Origin of the sequence: Pseudoalteromonas sp. BSi20439 (genome assembly GCF_000241165.1) — a bacterium.
Lineage (GTDB): Bacteria > Pseudomonadota > Gammaproteobacteria > Enterobacterales > Alteromonadaceae > Pseudoalteromonas.
This window is the reverse complement of record NZ_BADW01000123.1, coordinates 25540-51263: the sequence shown is the minus strand read 5'-3', so window position 1 is coordinate 51263 and position 25724 is coordinate 25540. Positions and strand designations below refer to the sequence as shown.

The 25724-nt window shown below is 39.6% G+C and carries 22 protein-coding genes and 1 pseudogene; 6 read left to right on the top strand and 17 right to left on the bottom strand.

Annotated elements, in window-relative coordinates:
• Positions 1-109: 109 nt before the first annotated feature.
• From P20439_RS11510 to thrS, 8 genes are all read right to left on the bottom strand, one after another.
• A complete protein-coding gene (locus P20439_RS11510) occupies positions 110-1666 on the bottom strand; it encodes a SulP family inorganic anion transporter (protein ID WP_008110467.1) in 1557 nt (518 codons plus the stop codon).
• Positions 1667-1780: 114 nt separating this feature from the next.
• The gene (locus P20439_RS11505) at positions 1781-2239 is read right to left on the bottom strand and encodes an Lrp/AsnC family transcriptional regulator (RefSeq protein ID WP_008110469.1); all 459 of its coding nucleotides are present in this window, start codon (positions 2237-2239) and stop codon (positions 1781-1783) included.
• Positions 2240-2323: 84 nt separating this feature from the next.
• Positions 2324-2965, bottom strand: a complete 642-nt coding sequence (locus tag P20439_RS11500; RefSeq protein ID WP_008466952.1) for an MBL fold metallo-hydrolase — start codon at positions 2963-2965, stop codon at positions 2324-2326.
• 1 nt (position 2966) lies between these two features.
• Positions 2967-4784: a M14 family metallopeptidase gene (locus P20439_RS11495; protein WP_008466950.1), complete on the bottom strand. Its 1818-nt coding sequence runs from the start codon at positions 4782-4784 to the stop codon at positions 2967-2969.
• Between the two features lie 284 nt (positions 4785-5068).
• Positions 5069-5431, bottom strand: a complete 363-nt coding sequence (rplT, locus tag P20439_RS11490; RefSeq protein ID WP_008110477.1) for a 50S ribosomal protein L20 — start codon at positions 5429-5431, stop codon at positions 5069-5071.
• 15 nt (positions 5432-5446) lie between these two features.
• Complete coding sequence (gene rpmI, locus P20439_RS11485; protein ID WP_004587840.1) at positions 5447-5647, bottom strand: 50S ribosomal protein L35; 201 nt, start codon at positions 5645-5647, stop codon at positions 5447-5449.
• 212 nt (positions 5648-5859) lie between these two features.
• On the bottom strand, positions 5860-6420 hold the full coding sequence (gene infC / locus P20439_RS11480; RefSeq protein ID WP_008466946.1) for a translation initiation factor IF-3: 561 nt from the start codon (positions 6418-6420) through the stop codon (positions 5860-5862).
• 59 nt (positions 6421-6479) lie between these two features.
• Positions 6480-8390, bottom strand: a complete 1911-nt coding sequence (thrS, locus tag P20439_RS11475) for a threonine--tRNA ligase (protein WP_008466944.1) — start codon at positions 8388-8390, stop codon at positions 6480-6482.
• Positions 8391-8955: 565 nt separating this feature from the next.
• On the opposite strand from thrS, the gene P20439_RS11470 reads away from it, so the two are divergent.
• Positions 8956-9402 (top strand): DUF3010 family protein, encoded by a 447-nt coding sequence (locus P20439_RS11470; protein ID WP_008110482.1) that lies wholly within the window; start codon positions 8956-8958, stop codon positions 9400-9402.
• 331 nt (positions 9403-9733) lie between these two features.
• Positions 9734-11467, top strand: a complete 1734-nt coding sequence (locus tag P20439_RS11465; protein WP_008466941.1) for an AMP-binding protein — start codon at positions 9734-9736, stop codon at positions 11465-11467.
• 45 nt (positions 11468-11512) lie between these two features.
• On the opposite strand, the gene P20439_RS11460 is transcribed toward P20439_RS11465, so the two are convergent.
• The 7 genes from P20439_RS11460 to P20439_RS11430 all read right to left on the bottom strand — a co-directional run bounded on the left by P20439_RS11460 (position 11513) and on the right by P20439_RS11430 (position 19278).
• Positions 11513-12619, bottom strand: coding sequence for a GGDEF domain-containing protein (locus tag P20439_RS11460; RefSeq protein ID WP_008466938.1), 1107 nt, complete (start codon positions 12617-12619; stop codon positions 11513-11515).
• A gap of 180 nt (positions 12620-12799) precedes the next feature.
• Positions 12800-14152 (bottom strand): NADP-specific glutamate dehydrogenase, encoded by a 1353-nt coding sequence (gene gdhA / locus P20439_RS11455; RefSeq protein ID WP_008110487.1) that lies wholly within the window; start codon positions 14150-14152, stop codon positions 12800-12802.
• Positions 14153-14554: 402 nt separating this feature from the next.
• Complete coding sequence (locus tag P20439_RS11450; protein WP_008466937.1) at positions 14555-15028, bottom strand: DUF1456 family protein; 474 nt, start codon at positions 15026-15028, stop codon at positions 14555-14557.
• Between the two features lie 98 nt (positions 15029-15126).
• On the bottom strand, positions 15127-16371 hold the full coding sequence (locus P20439_RS11445) for a lipoprotein-releasing ABC transporter permease subunit (protein ID WP_008110491.1): 1245 nt from the start codon (positions 16369-16371) through the stop codon (positions 15127-15129).
• Positions 16361-17059 (bottom strand): lipoprotein-releasing ABC transporter ATP-binding protein LolD, encoded by a 699-nt coding sequence (lolD, locus tag P20439_RS11440; protein ID WP_008110493.1) that lies wholly within the window; start codon positions 17057-17059, stop codon positions 16361-16363. The genes P20439_RS11445 and lolD overlap by 11 nt, the downstream gene beginning before the upstream one ends.
• Entirely contained in the window at positions 17052-18269 is a 1218-nt protein-coding gene (locus P20439_RS11435; RefSeq protein ID WP_008110495.1) for a lipoprotein-releasing ABC transporter permease subunit, read from the bottom strand. The genes lolD and P20439_RS11435 overlap by 8 nt, the downstream gene beginning before the upstream one ends.
• 136 nt (positions 18270-18405) lie before the next feature.
• Positions 18406-19278, bottom strand: coding sequence for a LysR family transcriptional regulator (locus tag P20439_RS11430; RefSeq protein ID WP_029609976.1), 873 nt, complete (start codon positions 19276-19278; stop codon positions 18406-18408).
• A gap of 130 nt (positions 19279-19408) precedes the next feature.
• Between P20439_RS11430 and P20439_RS11425 the strand changes: the two genes are divergently transcribed.
• A complete protein-coding gene (locus tag P20439_RS11425; RefSeq protein WP_008110499.1) occupies positions 19409-20530 on the top strand; it encodes an S-(hydroxymethyl)glutathione dehydrogenase/class III alcohol dehydrogenase in 1122 nt (373 codons plus the stop codon).
• A gap of 66 nt (positions 20531-20596) precedes the next feature.
• A complete protein-coding gene (gene fghA / locus P20439_RS11420) occupies positions 20597-21439 on the top strand; it encodes an S-formylglutathione hydrolase (RefSeq protein WP_008110501.1) in 843 nt (280 codons plus the stop codon).
• On the opposite strand, the gene P20439_RS11415 is transcribed toward fghA, so the two are convergent.
• A complete protein-coding gene (locus P20439_RS11415) occupies positions 21393-21725 on the bottom strand; it encodes a hypothetical protein (protein ID WP_008110502.1) in 333 nt (110 codons plus the stop codon). The two genes, fghA and P20439_RS11415, sit on opposite strands and share 47 nt — an antisense overlap.
• Before the next feature lie 271 nt (positions 21726-21996).
• Here P20439_RS11415 and P20439_RS11410 point away from each other — a divergent pair, with 271 nt between their 5' ends.
• Positions 21997-22413, top strand: a complete 417-nt coding sequence (locus P20439_RS11410) for an MgtC/SapB family protein (RefSeq protein WP_008110504.1) — start codon at positions 21997-21999, stop codon at positions 22411-22413.
• Positions 22414-22540: 127 nt separating this feature from the next.
• Positions 22541-23726 (top strand): annotated as a pseudogene (locus P20439_RS11405) (DUF1624 domain-containing protein).
• A gap of 68 nt (positions 23727-23794) precedes the next feature.
• Here P20439_RS11405 and P20439_RS11400 read toward each other — a convergent pair.
• Positions 23795-25702 carry a beta-ketoacyl synthase gene (locus P20439_RS11400; RefSeq protein ID WP_008110509.1) on the bottom strand — a complete coding sequence of 636 codons (1908 nt, stop codon included), beginning with the start codon at positions 25700-25702 and terminating at the stop codon, positions 23795-23797.
• Between the last annotated feature and the right edge of the window lie 22 nt (positions 25703-25724).

Genomic DNA, 25724 nt, shown 5'->3' with positions numbered 1-25724 from the left:
GTTGAACCGGCTAAAACTCGTGTTGCAATTACCCCTTGCGGATGGTTTAAAGCGCATAAAAAAAGCGAAAGGAATTCACCTTTCGCTTATCAATGTTTACTTTTATTTTTTAAGCAAGCTTATCTGAAGCAACTTTATAAGTCGGATCTTCAATTACGTTCACTTCAACTAAGTCACGTGCTTTATGAAGTAGTTCTGTACAGTCTTTACTTAAGTGACGCAAGTGCAGCTTTTTACCCGCTTTATTGTATTTGTCAGCTAAGCTGTCGATGGCCTCAATCGCACTATGATCCGCAACGCGACTGTATTTAAACTCAACAATCACATCTTTAGGGTCATTCTTAACATCAAATAAATCTGCAAAGTTTTTAACCGAACCAAAAAATAAAGGCCCATGTAGCTCGTACACTTTTGAACCTTCTTTATCAATATAGTTAGTTGTGTAAATATGTTTTGCATGCTGCCATGCAAACACTAACGCAGAGACAATAACACCTACACACACCGCAATCGCAAGGTCGGTAATAACCGTTACACCCGAAACTAATACAATTACAAAAGCATCAGATAAAGGGACGCGTTTCATCATTTTGAAACTCGCCCATTCAAACGTACCCAGCACCACCATAAACATAACCCCAACTAATGCCGCCAGTGGAATCATTTCGATTAAGCTTGAAGCGAAGATAATAAATGCAAGTAACATCAATGCTGCACTAATACCTGATAAACGCGAACGCCCACCTGAATTAATGTTGATCATAGATTGGCCAATCATGGCACATCCACCCATTGCACCAAAGAAACCACATGTGACGTTGGCCGCACCTTGGCCAATACATTCTTTATTAGAATGGCCACGGGTTTCTGTAATTTCGTCAATCAAGCTTAGCGTTAACAGCGATTCAATTAAGCCAATTGCTGCAAGAATAAGCGCATATGGAAAGATAATTTGTAGTGTTTCTAGGTTAAAAGGGACCATAGGAATATGAAACTGTGGTAAGCCACCGGCAATGGTTGCAGCTTCATTTCCTGTCATGCCTTTTAAGAAATCAAGTACTGTACGCGCTTCTAAATCAAGACCAATCACTAAACCCGTTACAGTAACAATAGCAACCAGTGATGAAGGCACTGCGGTAGTTAATTTTGGTAAAAAGTGAATAATTGCCATCGTTAGCGCCACTAAACCTAACATGATGTAAAGCGCACTGCCCGTCATCCACATTTGGCCGCCAGCACCATCAGGCACTTTAAACTGTCCAAGCTGGGCTAAAAATATAACAATCGCTAAACCGTTAACGAAACCGAGCATAACAGGATGCGGAACCATACGAATAAATTTACCAAGCTTAAATACCCCAGCCAATATTTGTAGTAGTCCCATCAGCAACACAGTGGCAAATAGGTATTCCACTCCGTGATCAAGTACTAAACTTACCATCACAACCGCTAATGCACCGGTTGCACCCGAAATCATACCCGGACGACCACCAAAAATAGCCGTAATTAAGCCCACAATAAATGCAGCGTATAAACCAACAAGAGGTTCTACATTTGCAACAAAGGCAAATGCAACAGCTTCTGGGATCAAGGCAAGTGCCACTGTCAATCCAGAGAGAATATCGTTTTTAGCAGAGCTCGGCGCTCTGCTGAGTAAGTTAAACATTGAGTTCCTCAGTTTTATTTCGCTAACAAAAAAAGCGCTAGGTTTTATCAAATTAGCGCTCATTTCACAATTATAGTTAATTCAGCCTGTATGTTTTTAGCTGCTTAGTAAAGTTTAAAGTGGCAGTGCCGTGCTTCGTTTAACACACGTCATGGTCACATTAGAATGAACCTCTTGTACATATTCTAAGCTAAGCAAGTTATCGCGTACAAAGTGCTCATAACCTTCTATGCCTTGAGAAATAATACGCAACATAAAGTCCATAGTGCCAGCCATGGTGTAACATTCAGTCACTTCATCATAGCTAAGTATTAATTTTTCAAACTCAGCTAAATTCTTTTTACCATGGTTTGATAAACGTACATGGGCGTAAACCAACATATCAAAGCCAAGCTTTTTTTCATCAAGCAATGCGACTTTACTTTTGATGTAGCCATCTTGTTCTAATTTAGCAATACGACGCCAACAAGGAGACTGAGATAAGCCTACTTTATCTGCAATTTCAGCGGTTGATAAACTTGCATCTTGTTGTAAAAGTGCCAATATTTGGCGATCTACGTGATTTAGAGACATTTTATTTCTTATTTATCTAATAAATTGGTTAAATTATACAGCCTTTTTAAAAAGCAGTCTGCTTATTTTTAACAAATATGCACATCAACCAAACTGGCCACTTACAAATGGGTTAGTAGCCTGTTCATGAGCAACATGGGTGTTGTCACCATGGCCACTTAAAATTGCAGTGTTCGGTGGTAATGTCATGATATGTTGCATTATAGAGTCGATTAGCTGCTTGCTGTCGCCTTTAGGAAAGTCGGTACGCCCTATTGAACCTTTGAAAATAACATCCCCGACGATAACCGTATTGTGTGCTTGTTGATAAAACACAACATGCCCTGGCGTATGCCCTGGGCAATGAAGTACTTTAAATTCAAGCTGCCCAACCTTGATACTATCACCATGGGCTAACCATTCATCAGGATAGAAGGAGTTGATCGGTTTAAAGCCAAACATAGTGGCTTGCATCGGTAAATTGTCGAACCAAAAACGTTCATTCTCATGAGGCCCAATCATCTTTACCTTATGTTGCTCGCGTAAATTATGCGCAGCGCCTACATGATCTAAATGCCCATGGGTTAACCAAATCGCTGCTAATGATAAATTATGCTGCTTAAGTGATGCATTAATTTTTTCAGCATCACCGCCAGGGTCGACCACGACAGCTTGCTGGGTTTGTTCACATACTATAATGCGGCAATTTTGCATAAACGGGGTTACGGGAATAGTGATTATTTTCATCTTATATTTCTTTATCTTTTTGCGCTGGAATAACTATATTCTCTTCGTATGACATTAAAATTGGGTATTTCAAATAAGCTTGATCATAAAATGGGCTATGCTCATATAACCAGTTTAAACGTGCATCAGCGTTCTTAGCAAAGTCTTTATCCTGCTTCACTTTTTTATCAAATTCTTGGGCTAATTTAAGGTCATCAGCAAGCATTTTTTCAGCAAACGGGATCAAAGCATAATTTTCCATATACTCAGTGCGCTGAAAAATAGTATTAAACTCCCCCCATGCAAAAAATGAATCAGGCGCTTCAGGATGTAATAAGTGGACAGCTAACTCCCCCGCCTTTTGCTGTGTACTGACTTCAAACCAACCATCTAAATCCACATTTGTAGCCGGTACATAATCAAAACTAGCCGACACTCTGAAACGCCCCTCAAATGGCGCTTTATCAAAACTATATTGCGCCACTTTTGCCATTTTTAAGGGCTGAGTGTTGGCACCACTGAGCTTATTAATTGACACACCATGCAAGGCTAATTTCTCAATAATATCGGTGTAAACAGGTGGAATAAAAAATGATTTTGGTACTTCAACCGTGTGCTCCACCTCTTTTTGCCAAAAAATAGGCAGCTTGTCATAATCCTGTTTTTTACCCAAGTAGCTTACTTCTTGTTGATTTGACAATGGGCTCAGGCTTTTAGAATAAGCAATACCTTTAAACGCAATGTGATCAGGCTGCTTAGAATAACCACGCTTAACAATTAATTGCTTAGGAACAAATTCTTGTTCTTTTTTTACTGCATTAGCGAGTTTATCTTTATGCGCTGATAATGCCTCAATAGCACCATCTATAAACACATAAGTCCCTAAAACGCGTTGCTTGTATGGCTTTAAAGAATGGTTTTCAACTAAAATGGTAGGCAATGACTTTAAATCACCCCACCCGTTTGAAAACCGTGGTGTGGCAACCCAACCGGCCAGCCCTGATTTAAATTCTTGTTTATCCATAACAAACACTAATGGGCCCGGTATATGGCCTTGTTCAGCAAGGGTTTGATCAATCACAGGTTTAAAATAACGATTAAGCGCATCTGAAATGGCTGGCGACTCACTGGAAAAAACAGGATTATAGCCATACGTTACATCGTATTGGTAATCAGCCCCATCAGTGACGTGTACGTCAATATACAAATTCGGATTATAGTCATTAATTACTTGAAGTACGCTTTTAACCTCTGGCGTATCAAGCTTAGTGTAATCACGATTTAAATTAAGGTTATTTGCGTTTGTTCTAAAACCCATTTTGACAGGGCCACGCTGATTAATACGATTAAACGCACTACTACGCTCGTGACCATCAACGTTTAATATTGGGATAAATAAAATATTTACCTTTTTTAAAATGTCACGGCGCTTACCTGTCGCAATATCTCTAAGCAGCATAAACATCGCATCTTTACCATCAATCTCACCAGCGTGAATACCTGCCTGTATAAGTACGGTAGGTTTAGTGCTATTGGCCATTTGCCCCGCATCAAAAAAACCTTGCTCACTAGCAATTAGCATTTTTATTGCTCGTTTACTATTACTATAGCCAATCGTTTTTGATTTAAATTGAGTGGGATTCGCCGCCACTAATCTATCAACAAATGCCATGGTATTAGCATAATTGGGAGACGAGACTCCTGCAGAAATTTCAAAGTCTGTGGTTAAGGGTCCCTGTTGTTGCAATAGTGAGGTACTACTACCTTCCCATGGTAATAATGGCGGTAAATGATTGCTATTTGCCATACTTGCAGATAAAACCAATAAACTTATAAACATATACTTCTCTAACAAACCCATTAATTAAGAAAAATTATAGCAATTAAACTTTTCTAGTTGCCAAAACTGCGGTGGTTCAACAAAAAAATACAGCCAACGGCATTTTTAGTTGCAGCCCAGCCACGCTATCAACATCTACTGAATAAAAAGGGCTAATAAGTACCTAAAAAAACGAACACACAACGGTAATAAATAAAGGAAAAAGCCTACAAGCGCATAAAAATAATAAATTACAGGCACAAAAAAAGGAGCCATGGGCTCCTTTTCATTACTTATACAAAAACTTAAGCTGCCGCTAGGCCTTCTTTTGCTTTTGCTACAAGCGCTGCGAATGCAACTTGGTCGTAAACAGCGATATCTGCAAGGATCTTACGATCGATTTCTACAGATGTCTTTTTAAGACCATTGATAAAACGGCTGTAAGACAGACCATTTTGACGTGAAGCAGCATTGATACGTGCAATCCATAGTTGACGGAAAGTACGTTTCTTAGCACGGCGGTCACGGTAAGCGTATTGACCCGCTTTAGTAACAGCCTGGAAAGCTACGCGGTAAACACGTGAACGTGCTCCGTAGTAACCTTTCGCTTGTTTTAAAACTTTTTTGTGACGTGCACGTGCGACAACGCCGCGTTTAACTCTTGCCATTTCTAAAAACCCCTATTAAGCGAATGGTAACATACGTGAAACTAGACCATGGTCATTTTTATGAACCATCATCTTAGGACGTAGGTGTAACTTACGCTTAGAAGTTTTCTTAGTCAGAATGTGACGAAGATGCGCTTGTTTACGCTTGAAACCGCCAGAAGCAGTCTTTTTGAAACGCTTAGCTGCGCCTCTGTGACTTTTTAGCTTGTAAGCCATTGCAATAACTCCAATTGTATTGCTTTAAATTTAGTAAGAAGGCGTGAGATATATTGCTATAGCTCCACTTTAAAGGCCTAACTTACTGCTATGTTCCGGTGAAAACCCGATATAAATACCGCAGTTTTACTTTAAAACCGGTTAACTCAGGTGGACATTTTCACATCACTTGCAAACCTGAGCTAAATTCGGTGCGTATTATCGCCTAATTATTACTTTTTAGCAACCGGTGCCATCATCATAACCATTTGACGACCTTCAACACGATTTGGGAAAGACTCAACAACTGCTAACTCTTCTAAATCGGTTTTAATACGGTTTAATAATTCGATACCAATTTCTTGGTGAGCCATTTCACGACCACGGAAGCGGATAGTTATCTTAGCTTTATCGCCAGCTTCTAAGAACTTGCGTAAGTTGCGTAGCTTAACCTGATAATCACCTTCATCCGTACCTGGACGGAATTTGATTTCTTTAATCTGGATCTGCTTTTGCTTCTTCTTCTGCTCTTTTAGTTCTTTGCTTTTTTCAAAGATGAACTTACCGTAATCCATAACCTTACAAACAGGCGGCTCAGCATTTGGACTGATCTCTACAAGATCAACACCCGCTGCATCAGCCATAGCTTGCGCGTCTTTTAATGACTGAATTCCAGCTTGTTCGCCGTCGATGTCGATTAAACGAACTTCTTGCGCTGTAATTTCTTCGTTAATACGATTTTTTTGAGCTGTTTGTTGCCCTTTCTTGCCGCCTCTAATAGTACGTTCCTCCAAGAATATCAATAATATAAGCGTGTAGCTGGCTATTTTTGCTTGCCCTACACGCTCGATTTTTACTGTCGATTTTTGATTTCTTCACTGATTTTAGCTACAAAATCATCGACATTAAATTTGCCTAGGTCTTCACCTGTGCGAGTTCGTACTGCTACTTCTTGTTGCTCAACTTCTTTGTCGCCAACAACCAATAAGTAAGGAATACGCTTAAGTGTATGCTCACGGATTTTAAAGCCAATCTTCTCATTTCTCAAGTCAGCAGCGGCTCTAATTCCAAGTTTATTTAATTTTTGTACAATTTCCTGAACATACGGTGCTTGTTTATCGGTGATATTCATAATCACCACTTGCTTAGGCGCAAGCCACGTTGGGAATAAACCAGCATACTCTTCTGTTAAAATACCGATAAAGCGCTCAATAGACCCTAATATAGCGCGGTGTATCATAACAGGTGTACGTCGTTCGTTATTTTCAGCCACATATGTTGCGCCTAAACGACCAGGTAATGCAAAGTCTAGTTGCACTGTACCACACTGCCACGCTCTGTCTAAGCAATCGTACAAAGTAAATTCAATTTTAGGACCATAAAACGCCCCTTCACCTGGTAGGTAATCAAATTCAATGTCATTTGCTTTAAGGGCATCAGCAAGTGCAAGCTCAGCTTTGTCCCACATTTCATCTTCGCCGATACGTTGTTCTGGACGAGTTGAAAGTTTAACTACAATTTTTTCAAAGCCGAATGTTTCATACGTATCGTAAACCATTTTAATACAGGCCGATACTTCATCCATGATTTGTTCTTCAGTACAGAATACATGCGCATCATCTTGGGTAAAGCCACGCACACGCATTAAGCCATGAAGCGCGCCTGATGGCTCGTTACGGTGACAACAACCAAACTCAGCCATACGCAGTGGTAAATCACGGTATGATTTTAAACCCTGGTTAAATATTTGTACGTGACCTGGACAGTTCATTGGCTTAATTGCGTATTCACGCTTTTCAGATTCCGTAGTAAACATGGCTTCTGAATATTTTTCCCAGTGACCTGATTTTTCCCATAACGAACGATCCATCATCATTGGACCTTTTACTTCTTCGTATTGGTACTCACGTAATTTTTCACGCACAAACTCTTCTAACTCGCGGTAAATGCTCCAACCATCGTTGTGCCAAAATACCATGCCTGGCGCTTCTTCTTGCCAGTGCCATAAATCAAGTGCTTTACCAATACGACGGTGATCGCGCTTTTCAGCTTCTTCTAAACGCTTTAAATACGCTTTAAGTTGCTTTTTATCGCCCCACGCTGTGCCGTAAATACGTTGCAGCATTTTATTTTCAGAATCACCGCGCCAATATGCACCCGCTACCTTCATAATTTTGAAGTTTTGGCAGAATTTCATATTAGGAACGTGTGGTCCACGACACATATCTACATATTCTTCGTGGTGGTATAAACCTGGGCGATCATCTTGAGCAATATTTTCGTCAAGAATTTCTATTTTGTATGTTTCGCCACGCGCCGCAAAAGTATCGCGTGCTTCTTGCCAGCTAACGGTTTTTTTCACTACATCGTAGTTTGTTTTTGCAAGCTGTAACATACGCTTTTCAATAGCATCAAGATCATCTTGAGATAACGAATGTTCCATATCGATATCATAGTAAAAACCGTTATCAATAGTAGGACCAATCGCCATTTTAGCGTCTGGGAAAAGTTGCTTAACAGCATGACCAATTAGGTGGGCACAAGAATGGCGAATAATTTCTAAACCATCGTCATCTTTTGCTGTAATAATTTCAAGACGAGAGTCGGCTGAAATTAAATCACATGCATCCACGCGTTCGCCATTAACACGACCCGCAATGGTGGCTTTAGCAAGACCTGGGCCTATATCATTTGCTACATCAAGTGTGCTTACAGGGTTTTCAAAACTACGCTGACTACCGTCAGGAAGAGTAATAACTGGCATTATAAATCCTTACATACAGTGGTGACACCTACAATGTATCACGTGTATTTTTAATTAATTAAATTAGAATGACTCGACAACGCTTTTACGAATAAGCATTGACTATTTTTCGCCAAAAATGGCTAATGTAGATGCTGAGTCTGCTCAACTACAAGAGAGTTATTGTCGCGTGCTGCAGTATTAATTACAAGTTTTAAGCTATTAAAAACCACTCAATTTTACCATAAAAGTGCAATTAATAACGTTTAATAGCAGTCTGTTGGCTTTCTATATTAGGATTTGTTCAATCTAGGGGCGATTTAGTTAAAGCCCGGGAGCTATCACCTGGCGCTAAGTAAAAAATTGAGTAACGCTCACACCTATTTAAAGTAAACAAACCATAGCGCTGTCTTGGCTAAAAAAAGGAGGGCTGCACATTTAGCCGCAAAGATAAACAGACCTTGTTACATCAAAATGACGAATGGACGTTAAGCGCTAACAAAAACACCACTGTAAGTGCTTAAACTCGCATTTTAATGCGTGTTGCGTATAATAACGGGTAATTAAGTTATAGTAGAGATTAGCAATGAGAACATGTGGTGTAGAAATTACCGGTAGTGATGTACTACTTTGTATTTTAAGTAAAGATAATGACGTTTTTGATATTCGTGATGTGCGCCAAACACGTTTTACCTTAGGTAACGGTAACGACACTGAAGTAATGCGTAAGTTTCAGTTTGATTTTGCCAAGTTAATGCAAGATTACCAAATTGATTCGGTTGCCATTCGCGAACGCCAACCTAAAGGTAAGTTTGCTGGCAGCGCTAAAGGATTCAAAATGGAAACCGCTATTCAGTTAATCGATAATCTCGATGTACGCGTGTTTTCAACCACCGAAATAAAAGAACAAGTAAAACGTAATCCGATACCTATCGCGTTTGAAGACACCGGTCTTAAAAAGTATCAAGAAAATGCATTTGTTAATGCTTACGTTTACATCATGAAAAAAACGTATCGCAGCGACGAAATGTAAATTAATTACACCCTTATAAAAACGCGTATTCGCTAGAGAGTACGCGTTTTTTTGTCTTTAAATTCTACATAAAAACAGTAATACCAATTCGCTTAACTAAGTGATCTAATTTGAGGGAGGAAAATCGTGTCGATATCAAAGCAAAAATTTCGTTAGTTAGTTGTTCTAAATGAGAAATTTTTAACACAGCTAGCGTCTGATTTGCCCCCTCAAAATGATTTAGTATTATTGCCGATTGGTATAATACATTAGTCTAACCCTCTTCCTTTTGTCGACAATTCGTGTTTATTTAAACAGCAGGCCTCTCAAAAATAAAAACATGGAGTATGTCATGAAAGCGACACAAAAAGTGATAAAAGAAGTAGAGCAAATAAACACTATACCGCTATCAAGCAGCTATTTCAAAGGAATTCAGAGCACACCATTAGTAGAACAAACCATAGGCGATTACTTTGACGCCATTGTCGACAATAACCCAGACGCTCTGGCCGTAGTCGTTGCCCATCAAAATATACGTTTAAGCTATAAGCAATTTCAACAGCAGATTAATCAACTTGCTATGGGGTTACTGGCTTTAGGGGTAAAACCTGGTGAACGGGTCGGTATTTGGTCACCGAACAATATACAGTGGTGCTTAACACAATTTGCCACCGCTAAAATAGGTGCCATTATGGTATGCATTAACCCAGCTTACCGCCCTAGTGAACTGCAATATGCACTAAACAGTGTGGAATGCTCTACGCTTATAACTGCAACTGAATTTAAAGGCAGCCACTATATTAATATGCTGCAAAGTTTAGCGCCTGAGCTTAGCGGTTGTAACAAAGGTGAGTTAACCGCAGTCAAATTACCCACTTTAAAAAATGTAATTTGTATTGGTGATGAACCCGTCGATGGGATGTTTTCCTTTAATGAGGTTATGAGCATGCCCACCGATGCACATAAATTAGAACTGCAAGCGGTGGCCAAAACCCTCGATTGCAATCAAGATATCAATATTCAATTTACCTCTGGCACCACCGGAAACCCTAAAGGGGCTACGTTGACGCATAAAAATATATTGAATAATGCGCTTTTAGTCGCACAAGCTATGCACTTTACTGAGCGCGATAAGCTCTGTATTCCTGTTCCGCTATATCACTGCTTTGGCATGGTATTAGGCAGTTTATTGTGTGTCAGTAAAGGGGCCGCTGCAATTTATCCAAGTGATTCTTTTGATCCAAAAACTACATTAGAGGTGGTACAACAAGAAAAATGCTCCGGCCTTCATGGTGTACCCACTATGTTTATAAGCGAGTTAGAGCTCAATAACTTTAACGAGTATGACTTAAGTACACTGCGAACGGGTGTTATGGCAGGCTCAACTTGTCCTGAACAGGTGATGCGTAAAGTACAAACACTCATGAATATGAATCAGGTGGTAATTGCCTATGGGCAAACAGAATGCAGCCCAATTAATAACATTACCGAAACCGACTCTTCTATTGAGCGTCAAGTCACTACGGTTGGCCGAGCACTTGCACACACCGAAGTAAAAATTATTGATGAGGTTGGTGAAATTCAAAAAATCGGGCAGCCTGGTGAAGTCTGTAGCCGTGGAGCCGGTATAATGCGTTGCTACTGGAATGATGAAGAGAAAACCAAAGCAACCATTGACAATGAAGGCTGGCTGCACTCGGGCGATTTAGGGGTAATGGACAGTGAGGGCTTTGTTAGCATTGTTGGCAGAATTAAAGACATGATTATTCGTGGTGGTGAAAACATTTATCCGCGTGAAATTGAAGAAGTGCTTTACACCTATCCGGGTATACAAGACGCCGCTATTTTTGGCATTAGTGATGAAAAATTTGGCGAAGAAGTCTGTGCTTGGATCCAGCCTAAAGAAGGTGAAGTGCTTGATGAGCAAGCAATTCGTCTGTTTTTAAAGGACAAACTCGCCTACTTTAAACAACCTAAATACATTCGCTTTGTTGAAAATTACCCGATGACGGTAACCGGCAAATTGCAAAAATTTAAAATGCGTGAACAAATGCAAGAAGAGCTCGCCGAATCTGCATTTTCGTAATCCGATTTAATGCGAAGCACTATCAGCTTAGTGCTTTGCATTGTCTTACTCAATTTCAGGTTGTTTAGGGTCAACAAAATCGGTAATACTGATATTTCGTCCTGCATTTTTAGCTTTATAAACCCCTACATCAGCTGTTGCCAACAATGATTTAATTGAAGGTCTATATGTAGTGTATTTATCAATTGCAATACCAGCAGAGACAGTAATACGGTTAAAGGGTGAATACTGATGCGCAATCGGATCGTCTGCAAAGCGTTTAGGTAAGTCACTCAACCAATCTAACTCATTTGCCTGTAATATTTTTACCAATATAAATTCTTCACCACCAAAACGCACCACAATATCAGCGTCACAATGTTTTAGGCGGTTTGCGACTGCTATTAGTACGTTGTCTCCCTCTAAGTGGCCGTAGTTATCGTTATAATTTTTAAAATAGTCGACATCAATCATGGCTAACCCTAAATATTGTGATGGCGCTAACTTGTTAATTAATGCTTTACAGCGTCTATCAAAACTATGCCGATTATGCATACCTGTTAATTGATCGGTATTGGCTTTTTCAGTTTCAAATAATTCCGCTTTATATTGCTTTCTTAATAGGATATCTAGTTGATATTGCACTATGGCCAGTACAATAACTATGCTGAAATAAAAATAAAGTGTCCACGCAATCGAAGTAGAAGAAAAAAGCTCAATAAATATCAGGGCAATGCCAATTATTGACCATAAAACCAGTTTATGTCCTAAGTGCAGCATCGGTATGGCTATAAATGCAGCAGCGACAAGCATAGGTCCACCCTCTTTTAATTCACTATAGCGTTGCACATATACCCAGAAGAAATAACTAAATAAAAAACAAAATAAAACCGCATAAATGAAAAAGCGCGAATGCAAGTACTCTGAACTTAGTGTTTTATTTATAATAATGAGGACTATCGATAACAACACCATAACTACACGTAAAATTGTTATGGTTGAATTAGCAGGCTCTTGTTGATTAAACCAAGACATAAAAATAAAAGACAATAAAAACAGTGTTACTAGATAGAGTGATGCATCAGCAAGACGCATTGAGCTTTTATTGAGTTGATTTTGGAAGTTGTGCTCTGTTGCACTTGAAAAATAAAAAACTGCGGGAATAAGACGCACCTGCACTCTCCTTAATAAGCTCACTTATCCTTATCCACACTATAGTTTATTGTTATTAATTAGCGAGTTAAATTTACCTTATTAAATAATATTATACATTACTTTTGCTATATCCTGAACAATCCCTATTCAGGGTATAAAGAATAAAAGTAGAGAGTTAATTAAATAGCCGAGGCGCTACTATACAACGCCTTGTTCAATCATTGCATCGGCTACACGTCTAAAACCGGCGATGTTAGCGCCTAGTAATAGATTACCGGGCTGATCAAATTCTTTTGCGGTATCGCTTGCTGTTGTGAAAATATCTTTCATTATTTGTTTGAGCTTTTCATCTACTTGCTCAAATGTCCAGCTTTGCATACTGGCATTTTGCGCCATTTCTAGTTGGCTGGTTGCCACGCCACCTGCATTTGCTGCTTTGCCAGGTCCATAAGCAATTTTTGCTTCTATGAAACAATCAATCGCTTCTTTGGTTGAAGGCATATTTGCTCCTTCACTGACTAAAGTACAGCCATTTTCAAGTAGTGCTTTTGCATCCGCTTGGGTTAATTCATTTTGTGTAGCACAAGGAAAAGCCGCATCCGCACTGTAACGCCATACCGCATGACCATCCTGAGGGTACTCATCGCGAGGCGTATACTTTGCCTGAGGGTGAGTATCTAGGTAGTCACTCAAACACCCTCGTGATTGCTCTTTTAATTGCTTAATGAGTTTTAAGTCAATGCCACTCTCATCGTACAAAGTGCCTTTTGAGTCACTACAGGTGATAGGCGTAGCCCCTAATTGATATAATTTTTCCATGGCATAAATTGCCACATTGCCAGAGCCTGAAATTAAACAGCGTTTTCCTGATAAGCTGTCATCACGATCTTCAAGCATATAGTTAGCAAAATACACTGCGCCATAACCCGTTGCTTCTTTGCGAGCAAGCGATCCGCCCCAAAGTAAACTTTTACCGGTTAGTACGCCTTCATAGCGCCCTGTTAAGCGTTTGTATTGGCCAAACATATAACCAATTTCTCGTGCCCCTACACCAATATCCCCTGCAGGTACATCGGTAGTCGGGCCAATATGACGATATAACTCGGTCATAAACGATTGGCAAAAACGCATTATCTCGCCATCAGAGCGTCCTTTAGGATCAAAATTAGCGCCTCCTTTGCCGCCGCCTATAGGCAAACCAGTCAGTGCATTTTTAAAAATTTGTTCAAAGCCTAAAAATTTTATGATGCTGGCATTTACACTTGGATGAAAACGTAAGCCGCCTTTGTAAGGGCCAAGCGCCGAATTAAATTCGATACGGTAGCCTTTATTAACTTGAATATTGCCCTCGTCATCAACCCAAGGCACGCGAAACATTAACTGACGCTCTGGCTCTACCATTCTTTGAATAATTGCTTGTTGTTGGTAATGACTGGTTTGCGCAAATACAGGCTCTAGCGAGTCTAGCACTTCTTCTACTGCCTGATAAAACTCACATTGCGCAGGACTCGTCTGCTTTAATTGCGCAATTGTTCTGTGTATATAATTCATATTTATTCTTCCATGTGGGTATTTTTAAATTCGAAACAGGAAAAATGATCAACGTTATTGTTAGTAGAGAAATTGATTATGCGATCATTATTTTTACACTTTAACATCATAGATAAACTGGATGCACGTGTTTGATGTTGAATTAAATTGTTGTTTCTTTTGTATAAAAACCCGTTAAAAAAGAATTTATATGCTAAAAATACCAATTTAAATGAATAACACGTTAAAAGTATTAAAAAAATAGTAAAACAAAAGACGACTCTACGTTTTTACGAGAGCGACAACATAAAATGCTTTATAAGACTGAAGTTGTAGAAGGATAAGACTAATAATAGCGTAGATTTTAGTGAGTTCGTTTAAGAGGTTTAAATGGAGATTGCTAACCAACCTCCATAAAATGCATTAAGCTTTTTCGCCATCTGGGCGAAAAGTACGCTGCACACCAGTTAAAAATAAACGTAAAACTTGATCGTTACACACACGGTAATGTTTGTTTTCAACTTTACGTGAAAATGCACTGAGCTCATGCTTACTTAAATCAAAATCAACTAAGGCTAGTGTGGCAATCACGTCTTCTGCTTTCATATTTAAAGCAATACGTAATTTCATAAAAATAATATTATTGTTTAATTTAGTCTCTGGGATTGGCTGCTCACCGTCACGTTTACCGCGCTTAGTGTTTATAAAGCCATTTAAAAATACCGCAAATTCGGTGTCACTTATTGGGGTGTAACCTTGCTCGCCCTCTTTAGTTAACCATGCAATCACCTGCTCAGTGCTGACGCTCTGCTCTGCAGCGGCGAACACGTCAACCATTGCTGAATCGGTTAAATCGAAGGTGTAGCGAATACGGCGTAAAATATCGTTATGTGTCAAAGTAAATCCCAAGGTAAATAAGTGCTCAGCAAACAAAAGCTGTTTAATAGCGGCGCAGTTTATCAGAGTTACACGTAGCGCCCTATTAAATACTGTGTTTAATTACCCAATACTTTTGCCGGATCAACACGTGTTGCTTGCCATGCTGGATACAGCGTCGCCAATATTGCAAGCACAAAGGTGGCAATAACAGTTAACACTATATCTTGCCAAACTAATTTACTCGGTAAGAATTCGATAAAATACACACCTTCTAGCGGATTTTCACCCAGCAATAAACTCAGCCAAGTAAAGAGCTCACTAATATTGATTGCTAGAATGACTCCAATAATAGAGCCTAAAACAACGCCAACAAACGCTTGGGTTAAGCCTTGCATTACAAAAGTAGCCAAAATAGTACTGTCTTTGGCACCCATGGTTTTTAAAATGGCAATATTGCCTTCTTTTTCGCGCACTTCCATCACTAATGACGAAACAATGTTAAAACTAGCGACTGCAATAATTAAAAACACCACAATATAAACAATCGTGCGCACCATTTGAATATCTTGATACAAGCTACCTTGCGTTCTAAGCCAACTCGAAATATACACGTAATCGGTAATGGTTTGGCCAACACGAAGCGCTATTTGATGCGCCGAAAACACATCATCAACACGCAAGCGTAATCCTGTTACTTGGCTTTGATCGTAGCCTAAGGTTTGTTGTGCTTTGTTAAGATGAATAAAAGCAGCGCTGCTGTCGATTGGTCCACCCATTTCTATAATGCCCGCAAGCGTGAGGGTAACGCGTTTTGGGGCAAGTAATGACTGGCCTTTTTCACTAATTTGTGGGATTAACAAGGTCACATTATCACCTAATGCGATGTTAAGTTGCTTAACAATTTGCTTGCCTAAAATAACATCATCACCAGCTAACTGGCTGACTAATTTACCTTGTGTAAATTGATTGATGGCTGACACATCACCTTCCAACGAAGGCTCAACACCTCGAATCTCAACCGCTTTTAATTGGCTTTTAAATTGCGCCATACCATTAACGGCAATAAATGGGGCTGCGCCTGTTACGTGTGGTTGCTGTTTTAACTTTTCGACTTTAGTGGGCCAATCGGCAATTGGCCTACTTGGGGCAACATATTCAACTTGCGGCACTACACTTAATAAACGATGCACTAATTGCTGCTCAAACCCATTAATCACCGATAACGCCACAATTAACACGGCAACACCAAGTAAAATACCGATAGTGGATGCTTTGGCTATAAAACTTACAAAGGCATTTTTTTCATCTTTATGGCCTGAATAGGCTCTAAAGCGTTTACTAATAAAGGCACTAAGCAACATGGCTAGACTCTTTTATTGATAGTTTTCCATCATCTAAGTACGCTATTTTACCCAGCTTATCAGCCAGCTCTAAATCATGAGTCACTACCACAAAGCTGGTGTTTAAACTTTTATTTAACTCATTAATTAAATCGTAAATTTTAATCGCATTTTGCTTATCTAAATTACCCGTTGGCTCATCAGCAAGCACCAGCGCAGGCTCTGTCACTAAAGCGCGAGCAATGGCAACACGCTGACGCTCACCACCAGAAAGAGCCGAAGGCTTGTGGCTACTTCTGTGTGCAAGGCCTACTTTATCTAGCATGTTAAGTGCTTTTTTATTGGCTTCTTTTGCGCTCAATCCTTTAATGAGTAATGGCATGGCAACGTTTTCAACCGCACTAAATTCCATTAATAAGTGGTGAAACTGATAAATAAACCCTAAATTTTTATTTCTGAAAGCCGCTTGCTGCGAGCGAGATAACTTAGCAACGTCTTGGTTTTTTATTTTTGCACTACCCGCACTGGCCGTGTCTAAGGTGCCTAAAATATGTAACAAGGTGCTTTTACCTGAACCTGAGCTGCCTACAATTGCCAGCATTTCACCTTGCGTTAGGGCTAAATCAACGCCTTTTAATACCTCAACCTGATTTTGCCCGTCTTGGTACACTTTACTTATTTTTTCACAACTAATTACTAAATCATTCATAACGTAATACCTCTGCTGGGTTTACTTTAGCGGCTTGGCGTGCTGGATATAAAGTCGCTAAAAAGCTCATTGCTAAGCTTAAAACGGCAATAACACTTAAACTAACCACATCAAATTTGACGGGGAGTGAAATTCCCGATAGTAAATTTAAACCAACCAAAGCCAGCAGTTCATTTATATATAAGCTTAATAAAATACCTAAAGAGGCGCCCACGGCCGTGCCAATTACTCCGTTATAGAGCCCTTGTACCATAAATACGGTTTGCACTTGGCTTGGTGTGAGCCCTAATGTTTGCAAGATTGCTACTTCGCTTTGTTTTTCACTGACCATCATGGTCAGTGCCGATACAATATTAAATACCGCCACCAGCACAATTAAGCCAAGGAGCATAGACATAATACGTTTTTCCATCGCAACGGCGGCAAATAAAGTGCCTTGACTGCTCCGCCAGTCGGTGAGTTTAAAGTCATTGAGTATGTGTTGGCTGTCTTGCATAAACTGGTCAAGTGCAAACGGCTCATGCAGTGACACGCTTAAATTAGGTACCGTATTGTTGCTAAGTTTTAAAACCCGTTGGAGTGATACGCCACTGGTAAATGCTAGTCCCATGTCTATTTCAGAGCCAGTTTCATAAATAGCAGCAATTTTAAATAAACGTTGGCTTGGCATGCGCCCAAGTGGGGTGTACGTAGATGCGTTAGGCATAATTACTCGTAACTTATCGCCTAAGCCAACGCCAAGTTTGCGGCTTAAATAACGACTTATTGCAATGTTATAATTATTGTTTAGTACGCTTTGCCAATTGCCGTGGACTATTTTGTCGGTGATTTTATACAGCGAGCCGTTATTGTCGTAAAGCCCTTGTAATAACACCCCGTGAAGATCTTTATTGGTTTGCAATATGGCTTCACCGTGGCGGTACAAACTAACATGATCAACATACGGTGATTGCTCAAGCGCAGGTTTTAACGAATTCATTTGCGCTTTGGAGTGATCTTTGGCTTGTACTTCAACGTGTGGAATAAGCCCCAACATATTTGATTTTAAACTACTCTCAAAGCCGTTCATTACACTACTGACCGTAAAAAGCGCCATTAAACCAATCGCTATACCTGCAATAGAAAAAAACGAAATGAACGAAATAAACGCATTGCCTTTAGAGGAGCGGCTATATCTGAGTCCGATAAATAGGCTAACAGGTTGAAACATATTAATTAAAACATTAATGCCAAAAGTGTGGCGTTATAGTAGCACGAACTCAGCGCAATTGAATATCACCATAAATGTACGAAATAATTTATAAATCTGATACTTGGCTATATTTTAAACAAGCCAGTAAACCCTGCTAAACTTTCAGCCCTGTTACTAAGTAATCAAGTAATACCCGCACATTAGTAGCCACAAATTGCCGTGGCGGATATAGACCCCACACGCCCTCTTGTTGTGGTTGGTATGCAGTTAATATAGGTACTAACTGACCGGATTTGATTTCATTTTCAATATAGTAATCAGGCAACTGAACAATACCTAAACCCTTTATAGCGCCGTCAACGAGTGCCCAGCCGCTATTACAATGCAATCGCCCTGCTACCTTAATATGTTTATCACGATTATTTTCATTTACTCGCCAATAACTACTATTGCCAATTAAACATTGATGATTATTAAGCTCCCCCAAAGTGTGAGGCTCACCAAAACGCGCTAAATATGCAGGTGAAGCACACATAATAAATCGTCGCGAGCTCAAGCGCCGCGCTTTTAAGCTTGAATCTTTTAAATGGCCTAGTCGAATGGCTAAATCAAAGCCCCCCTCTAATAAGTTTTCTTGCTCGTTAGAGAGCGTTGCGATTACTTCTACCTCAGGGTGATCATGCATAAATGAATGCACAATGGGCATAATAAAACTTTCACCATACATAACCGGTGCTGTTAATTTAATTTTACCTTTAGGTGAGGTTTGTACCGATGCTAAGCCTTGAGTGGCCTCGTCCATTGCGTGCTGTAAATGTTTAACTTGGTGTAAAAACTGCTCGCCCTCTTTGGTTAACACAACCTTTCGAGTGGTACGTGTTAATAATTGCGTATTTAACCGTTGTTCTAGCTTTGTAACATGGCGGCTAATATGAGCAACCGATAAACCTAACGTCTGTGCAGCTTGGGTAAAACTCCCCTCTTCGCCAACAGCAATAAACTCATCAATACCTTCCCAACGCATAATTATTACCATACTGTAAAAGTGTTTTATTAAATTGAAGATTATCATTATCTGAGAAACAAATACAATAACCTAATCACCCAAACAGTATGGGTCTACAATTCATATTCAAACCACTACAAAGGATATACACATGTCTGAATTTATAAAATCAAAAGCAGCGATTGCCTGGGGCCCTAATCAGCCTTTAAGCGTTGAAGAAGTTGATGTGATGATGCCTAAAAAAGGCGAAGTAATGGTAAAAATCACTGCCACTGGTGTATGCCATACAGACGCTTTTACTTTATCAGGTGAAGATCCTGAAGGTATTTTCCCCGCTATTTTAGGTCATGAAGGCGCGGGTGTGGTTTATGCTGTGGGCGAAGGCGTTACGAGTGTAGAAGTTGGCGATCACGTTATTCCTTTATACACCGCAGAATGTGGTGAATGTAAAATGTGTACTTCAGGTAAAACAAACTTGTGTTCAGCAGTGCGCGAAACGCAAGGTAAAGGCTTAATGCCAGATGGCACCACTCGCTTTTTCAAAGATGGCGAGCCTATTTATCACTATATGGGTACATCTACATTTTCTGAATACACAGTATTGCCAGAAATCTCATTGGCTAAAGTAAACAAAGAAGCGTCGTTAGAAGAAATTTGTTTATTAGGCTGTGGTGTTACTACCGGTATGGGCGCTGTAACCAATACGGCTAAAGTAAAAGCGGGCGATACGGTAGCTATTTTTGGTTTAGGCGGTATTGGTTTATCTGCCATTATTGGCGCTAAAATGGCTGGTGCAAGCCGTATTATTGGTATTGATATTAATACCTCTAAATTTGACTTGGCGACCAAACTAGGTGCTACCGACTTAATTAATCCAAAAGACTTTGACAAGCCAATTCAAGAAGTCATTGTTGAAATGACCGATGGCGGTGTTGATTACTCATTTGAATGTATTGGTAATGTTGATGTAATGCGCTCTGCGCTTGAGTGTTGTCATAAGGGTTGGGGAGAGTCTGTGATTATTGGTGTAGCTGGTGCTGGCCAAGAAATTTCAACTCGTCCGTTCCAACTTGTTACTGGCCGTGTATGGCGTGGTAGCGCATTTGGTGGTGTTAAAGGCCGCTCACAACTTCCTGAAATTGTAGAGCGTTACATGGCGGGTGAATTTGCGCTAAACGACTTTATCACTCATACCATGAGCCTAGAAGAAATTAACGATGCCTTTGATTTAATGCATGAAGGTAAAAGTATTCGTACTGTAATTCATTACTAATACGCTCATTTCACTTAATTACCATCACAAGCCGTTGCTATTAAGTAACGGCTTTTAAGGATTGTTATGTTAGAAAATATTTCAACAGCTAAAGTGGCTGGCGGATGGCATAAGCAATACAGCCATAGCGCCTCAAGCACTCGTTGTACTATGCGTTTTGCAGTTTTTTTACCGCCAGGCGCCAGTGAAACCAATAAGGTGCCGGTACTGTACTGGTTATCAGGTTTAACCTGTACCGATGAAAACTTTATGCAAAAAGCAGGCGCATTTAAAAAAGCAGCGGAGCTGGGTATCGCTATTGTAGCGCCAGATACGAGCCCACGTGGTGAAAACGTGCCAAACGAAGACAGCTATGATTTTGCACAAGGTGCTGGGTTTTACCTTAATGCCACAAAAGCGCCCTACAACACCCATTTTAATATGTATGATTACGTTGTTAATGAGTTACCGGCACTAATTGAGCAACACTTTCCTGTTACAGATAAAAAAGCAATTAGTGGTCATTCAATGGGCGGGCACGGCGCATTGATGATTGCACTTAAAAACCCACAATCGTACACCAGCGCTTCGGCATTTAGTCCTATTGTTAATCCTATGGCGTGTCCGTGGGGTGTAAAAGCATTTACAGGCTACTTAGGTGACGACAAAACAACGTGGGCACACTACGATACTTGCGAATTAATGCAACAGGCCGAGCAAGCTAACTATTTACCTATGCTGGTAAGCCAAGGTGATGCTGATAACTTTTTAGAAGAGCAGCTTAAGCCGCAAAATTTGGTCGATATCGCTAATACAAAAGCGTATCCGCTGCAGCTCGAAATGCACGCTGGCTACGATCATAGTTACTTTTTTATTAGTAGCTTTATAGACCAACACTTATTATTTCATCATCAGTTTTTATCGGCTTAGATTCATTACTGTGTAGAGTAGATTTATCTACTTCTACACATTCTTTTAAGACCTTAGTAACCTGCCTACATTTTTTAATCACACCGTCATCTCCTTTTATAAATTCAAATATGGCTTTATCAGTTTCGTAATCAAGTTTGCTAAAACTTAAACCATCTTTATCCTTTACAAAACTATTAGTGCTATTGATGTTTGAATTGGATCTCGCCGTTTCATCCAAAAATATACCCATTACTGTGCAACCACTTAATATATTTAAAAAGATAATAATTAATAAAATACGCATGTAAACTCTCGTTGCAAATAAGCCAAATTATATACGACTTAAAAAAGGAGTGTTGTAAAAATATGTAAGCCCCACAATTTTACATAATAGAGTTTGCTTGTGTGGTACGCAGCTGAAATTCATTGCTGGGTAAAAACGCACTTTATTGTGTAAATATTGCTAACGCCACTCATCCCCCTCGATAAAACAAAGGTAACATATTGATTTTATTTAAATTAATACCTTGATTCAATTTTTGCTACTTATTTAAAATTTATCCGTGGAAATAGCAATGGAAATTGATTTACAGTGGAGAGACATTATTGATAACTTGATTCATCTTGGCATGGCGTATTTACTTGCCCTGCCAATGGCATATGATAGAGAGCATAGCCATAATGGTGCAGGTCTAAGAACGTTTCCTTTAGTTGCCGTCGCATCCTGTGGTTATGCACTGATTGCTATGTCAGTTTTGGAGGGGGCAGAGGCGCAATCTAAAATGTTACAAGGTATTATTACAGGTATTGGTTTTATTGGTGGTGGCGCTATTTTAAAAAATAACCAGTCTACATCTGAAACAGCAACAGCTGCGAGTATTTGGAATATGGGTTTAATTGGTATCGCTATTGCGTACAGCCGCTATGAAATAGCTATTTTGTTGGCAGTAATAAACTTCATAACGCTTAGGTATGTTAAAAAATTTAAATAATGAAAATTATAATTAATTGCTTAGCGCTGATGCGATCACCCTGTTAAATTCAATCTTCAAACTCGCCTTTTGATATAATATAACATATAATCAAGTTCATTTTTTTCATTCTTATTAATTGTATTTTATGCCATTATCTTTGTCGCAAAGTCGCTTGCATCATATTGATCTATTACGCGGCATTATCATCATATTTATGGTGATAGATCACGGCATGTATTATTGTCTAAATTATTCAGTAACTGATCCCATGACCATACCCGGAACAGATGCGCTTACTTTTTTCACACGCTTTATATCGCATTTTTGTGCGCCATTATTTGTATTTTTAGTCAGGCCTCTCTGCCACTATTACAGAGCATAAATACGCGTGTACTCGTCAGTTTGCTAACGCTTTAATAGTTCGAGGCTTAGTGCTTATTTTATTTGAGTTTACAATTGTGTCATGGTCATGGAGTTTTAACCCTCTTTTCCCGATGTTATATGCTCAAGTAGTTTGGGCGATTGGCTGGGGCTTTGTGGTGCTTGGCTTGCTTCGCTTAATAGGTATATACCCTGTATTTATAGCTGGGTTAATACTGATATTTGGTCATAACTTATTAGATGGTATTACCTTTGAAAGTAACACCATCGCGCATACACTGTGGTCTATCGTTCATCAAAAAAATGTATTAGCACTGCCGTTTGGTTTTTCTATTAGAACGACCTACCCCGTTGCGCCTATTGTTGGACTCATGTGTTTGGCTTATTATGCAGGTGTATATTATAAATCTCAGCATTATAGTAAAAAAGTGATGAATTACGCGTTTATTTTGGGTATGAGCTGCCTAGCACTTTATTCAATACTACGCGGCTTTAATTTATACGGTGATATGTCACAGTTTTCTACACATACAGATCCACTGCTGACTATTATGTCGTTTTTAAATCCGACTAAATATCCGTTGTCGTTACAATTTATGTTACTTACTGTAGGGCTTGGTTTAATTGCGCTAAAACTATTGAGCCACTTAAAGGCTAGTTTTTCGCAAAATTTTCTGCAAGTCCTAGGTAAAACCAGCATGTTTTCTTACCTCACTCACTTGTATTTGCTGCATGCTATCAGTTGGCTTTTAATACCTGCTCTTGGATTTAACTTTAGTGATATGACCTATGGTGAAACCCTTGTTGGCTTACCATCAGGGTATGGTATGAGTTATATTGCAACCATGGCGATGATAGCTGTAGTGGTTGTGCTTACCGCCTTACTCGCTAAGCGCTACTTAAACTGGAAATATCGCAATAAAAACAGCCTGATTGCTAAATATATTTAGTTATTACGCTGTTGTTTTTAGTCATTAAAAAAGGCGCTAAAAAGCGCCTTGCTAACAAGTATGTGTGCTTAGAACATATCTTGATAGGAATTTGTTGTATTGAATATAATTGCTTTTTCAAAGCCTGGCAGCTGAATGCTGTGCTCATCAATAACAATGTCATTTTCATCAATCAGCCCATCACCAAAACGATAAACTAACGCGTATTGACCTAAATCTGCTTGTTGTTGATAGTGCTGTTGTGCTTCTTTTACCGTTGCATGTTTGCTGGTATAGAGCCCCATCATTTCATCGCCATGACGCTTAGTAAGCATCTGCATCGTTACTTTTGCTGAAAGCACTGTGGCTGTTGCATTATTACCACCAAACCCTTTAGAATTTATAAATGCAATATCCATATCACCACAATCATAGTGACTGTTACGAATATCTAAATGATCTGCATAAACATCATCAGCCACTTTATCTATAGTGGTAATACCCGGCATAATATTATGACTAAATACACCTAAGGCAATGGCAAGCTGATCGCCACTGGCAGGTGCTATAGTATGGCCAACATACGCTTTAGGGGCGGTTACTTTCCAATTATCTATTGCAAATGTTTGCGCTACTTTATGATAAATTAACGACTCAGTTACGCGGTTTTGTGGTGTGCTTGAACCATGGGCTAAAATAAAGCTACGTTGCTGTAATGCCTCTTTACCTAGTAAGCTACTGGCAAGTGCAGCCGATTTTGCCATGGTAATGTAGTTACCAGGCCCAGGTGAAGTAATTGATTTTTTTACTCCATCGGCGTTAACAAATACATCAGGCACACAGCCCATAATGTCTGCACCTAGTTCAAGTGCCAGCGCATCATCCATTAATATAGCCACTTGTGCGCCTTCACCTAAAGTAAAGCCACAGTTTTCGCCAAATGGGCGGCTGCTTCTACGATAATCAGGTTCATCGTCATTACTTAAATCATCTAAGCGGCGCAAACCTTCAATATTAGCCAGCGCACTCATATTGCCAAAGCCTTCAACCACTTCAGGGGTAATCGCACATTCTACACTTGCCACAATTGCAACACGTGTGCGCCCCGCTTGTATATCATTTACTGCTGCGCGCAAGTTATATAAAAAAGTAGCACACGCACCCGATGTAGAAAAAGTAGTCCCTACATTGCCCGTAACATAGGCATTGATAAAATCAGTCGACATTGTATTTAAACCCAGTGCTAGCTGCTTAGTGCTGACACGATCACCCTGCTGGCGCGCTTTGACTAACCCACCTAAGCCTTTATCGTCCATTTGGCCAATAACCGATGCTGAATAGGTACCAATTTTATCAGGCTCAACACTATTCATAATGTATTGCCAATCAAGTCCGGTTGATTTTATTGCATCGGTGGCAGCAAAAATAGTGGCTTGTAAACCACGAGGTTGGTAGCGGCTATTGTACATAATTGACGGATCAAACCCTGTGGGTAGTTGCCCAGCAGATTTAATTGGGTTATCACGAGTAGAATCATGTTTAATATCAAATTGAGCAGCAATAGTTACTTTCACTTTTTTATTTACAAGTTCTTCTACGTGCCAACTTTCAGGAACTGGCGAAGGTAAATCACGACGGCGTGTTTCAAACACAATCGCGTTTTCATCCGATGCGGTTAACGTCATTTTTTGCTGCCATGGCGTGGCATCTACATCAAAATGTTGTTTTTCAATTTTACGAATTAATGTACCTGCAATAATTTGCTCACCAAAACGTGCTTCTATGTCGCTTTGCTCAACATTATTGCCTTGCATGTCTTGTAGTTGTCCATTCACAGCACTCACTAAATTCATTAATGTGGCAAGGCCTAAAAATGTTTCTTGGCGAGCTTGAGACTCTAAGCTATCTAACACGATACGACGATAACCTTGGTGAAAAGAAGTACGGCCAGCGGCATTAATGCCTCCCATGCCGACAATGACGGGTAATGCGGTCATAATTTACCTTTAAAAAAAACGT

What these genes read in the sequence shown, in the direction of transcription:
- P20439_RS11510 (WP_008110467.1), bottom strand. Translation starts at nt 1,666, where the DNA reads ATGTTTAACTTACTCAGCAGAGCGCCGAGCTCTGCTAAAAACGATATT.
- P20439_RS11505 (WP_008110469.1), bottom strand. Translation starts at nt 2,239, where the DNA reads ATGTCTCTAAATCACGTAGATCGCCAAATATTGGCACTTTTACAACAA.
- P20439_RS11500 (WP_008466952.1), bottom strand. Translation starts at nt 2,965, where the DNA reads ATGAAAATAATCACTATTCCCGTAACCCCGTTTATGCAAAATTGCCGC.
- P20439_RS11495 (WP_008466950.1), bottom strand. Translation starts at nt 4,784, where the DNA reads ATGTTTATAAGTTTATTGGTTTTATCTGCAAGTATGGCAAATAGCAAT.
- rplT (WP_008110477.1), bottom strand. Translation starts at nt 5,431, where the DNA reads ATGGCAAGAGTTAAACGCGGCGTTGTCGCACGTGCACGTCACAAAAAA.
- rpmI (WP_004587840.1), bottom strand. Translation starts at nt 5,647, where the DNA reads ATGGCTTACAAGCTAAAAAGTCACAGAGGCGCAGCTAAGCGTTTCAAA.
- thrS (WP_008466944.1), bottom strand. Translation starts at nt 8,390, where the DNA reads ATGCCAGTTATTACTCTTCCTGACGGTAGTCAGCGTAGTTTTGAAAAC.
- P20439_RS11470 (WP_008110482.1), top strand. Translation starts at nt 8,956, where the DNA reads ATGAGAACATGTGGTGTAGAAATTACCGGTAGTGATGTACTACTTTGT.
- P20439_RS11465 (WP_008466941.1), top strand. Translation starts at nt 9,734, where the DNA reads ATGAAAGCGACACAAAAAGTGATAAAAGAAGTAGAGCAAATAAACACT.
- gdhA (WP_008110487.1), bottom strand. Translation starts at nt 14,152, where the DNA reads ATGAATTATATACACAGAACAATTGCGCAATTAAAGCAGACGAGTCCT.
- P20439_RS11445 (WP_008110491.1), bottom strand. Translation starts at nt 16,371, where the DNA reads ATGTTGCTTAGTGCCTTTATTAGTAAACGCTTTAGAGCCTATTCAGGC.
- lolD (WP_008110493.1), bottom strand. Translation starts at nt 17,059, where the DNA reads ATGAATGATTTAGTAATTAGTTGTGAAAAAATAAGTAAAGTGTACCAA.
- P20439_RS11435 (WP_008110495.1), bottom strand. Translation starts at nt 18,269, where the DNA reads ATGTTTCAACCTGTTAGCCTATTTATCGGACTCAGATATAGCCGCTCC.
- P20439_RS11425 (WP_008110499.1), top strand. Translation starts at nt 19,409, where the DNA reads ATGTCTGAATTTATAAAATCAAAAGCAGCGATTGCCTGGGGCCCTAAT.
- fghA (WP_008110501.1), top strand. Translation starts at nt 20,597, where the DNA reads ATGTTAGAAAATATTTCAACAGCTAAAGTGGCTGGCGGATGGCATAAG.
- P20439_RS11415 (WP_008110502.1), bottom strand. Translation starts at nt 21,725, where the DNA reads ATGCGTATTTTATTAATTATTATCTTTTTAAATATATTAAGTGGTTGC.
- P20439_RS11410 (WP_008110504.1), top strand. Translation starts at nt 21,997, where the DNA reads ATGGAAATTGATTTACAGTGGAGAGACATTATTGATAACTTGATTCAT.
- P20439_RS11400 (WP_008110509.1), bottom strand. Translation starts at nt 25,702, where the DNA reads ATGACCGCATTACCCGTCATTGTCGGCATGGGAGGCATTAATGCCGCT.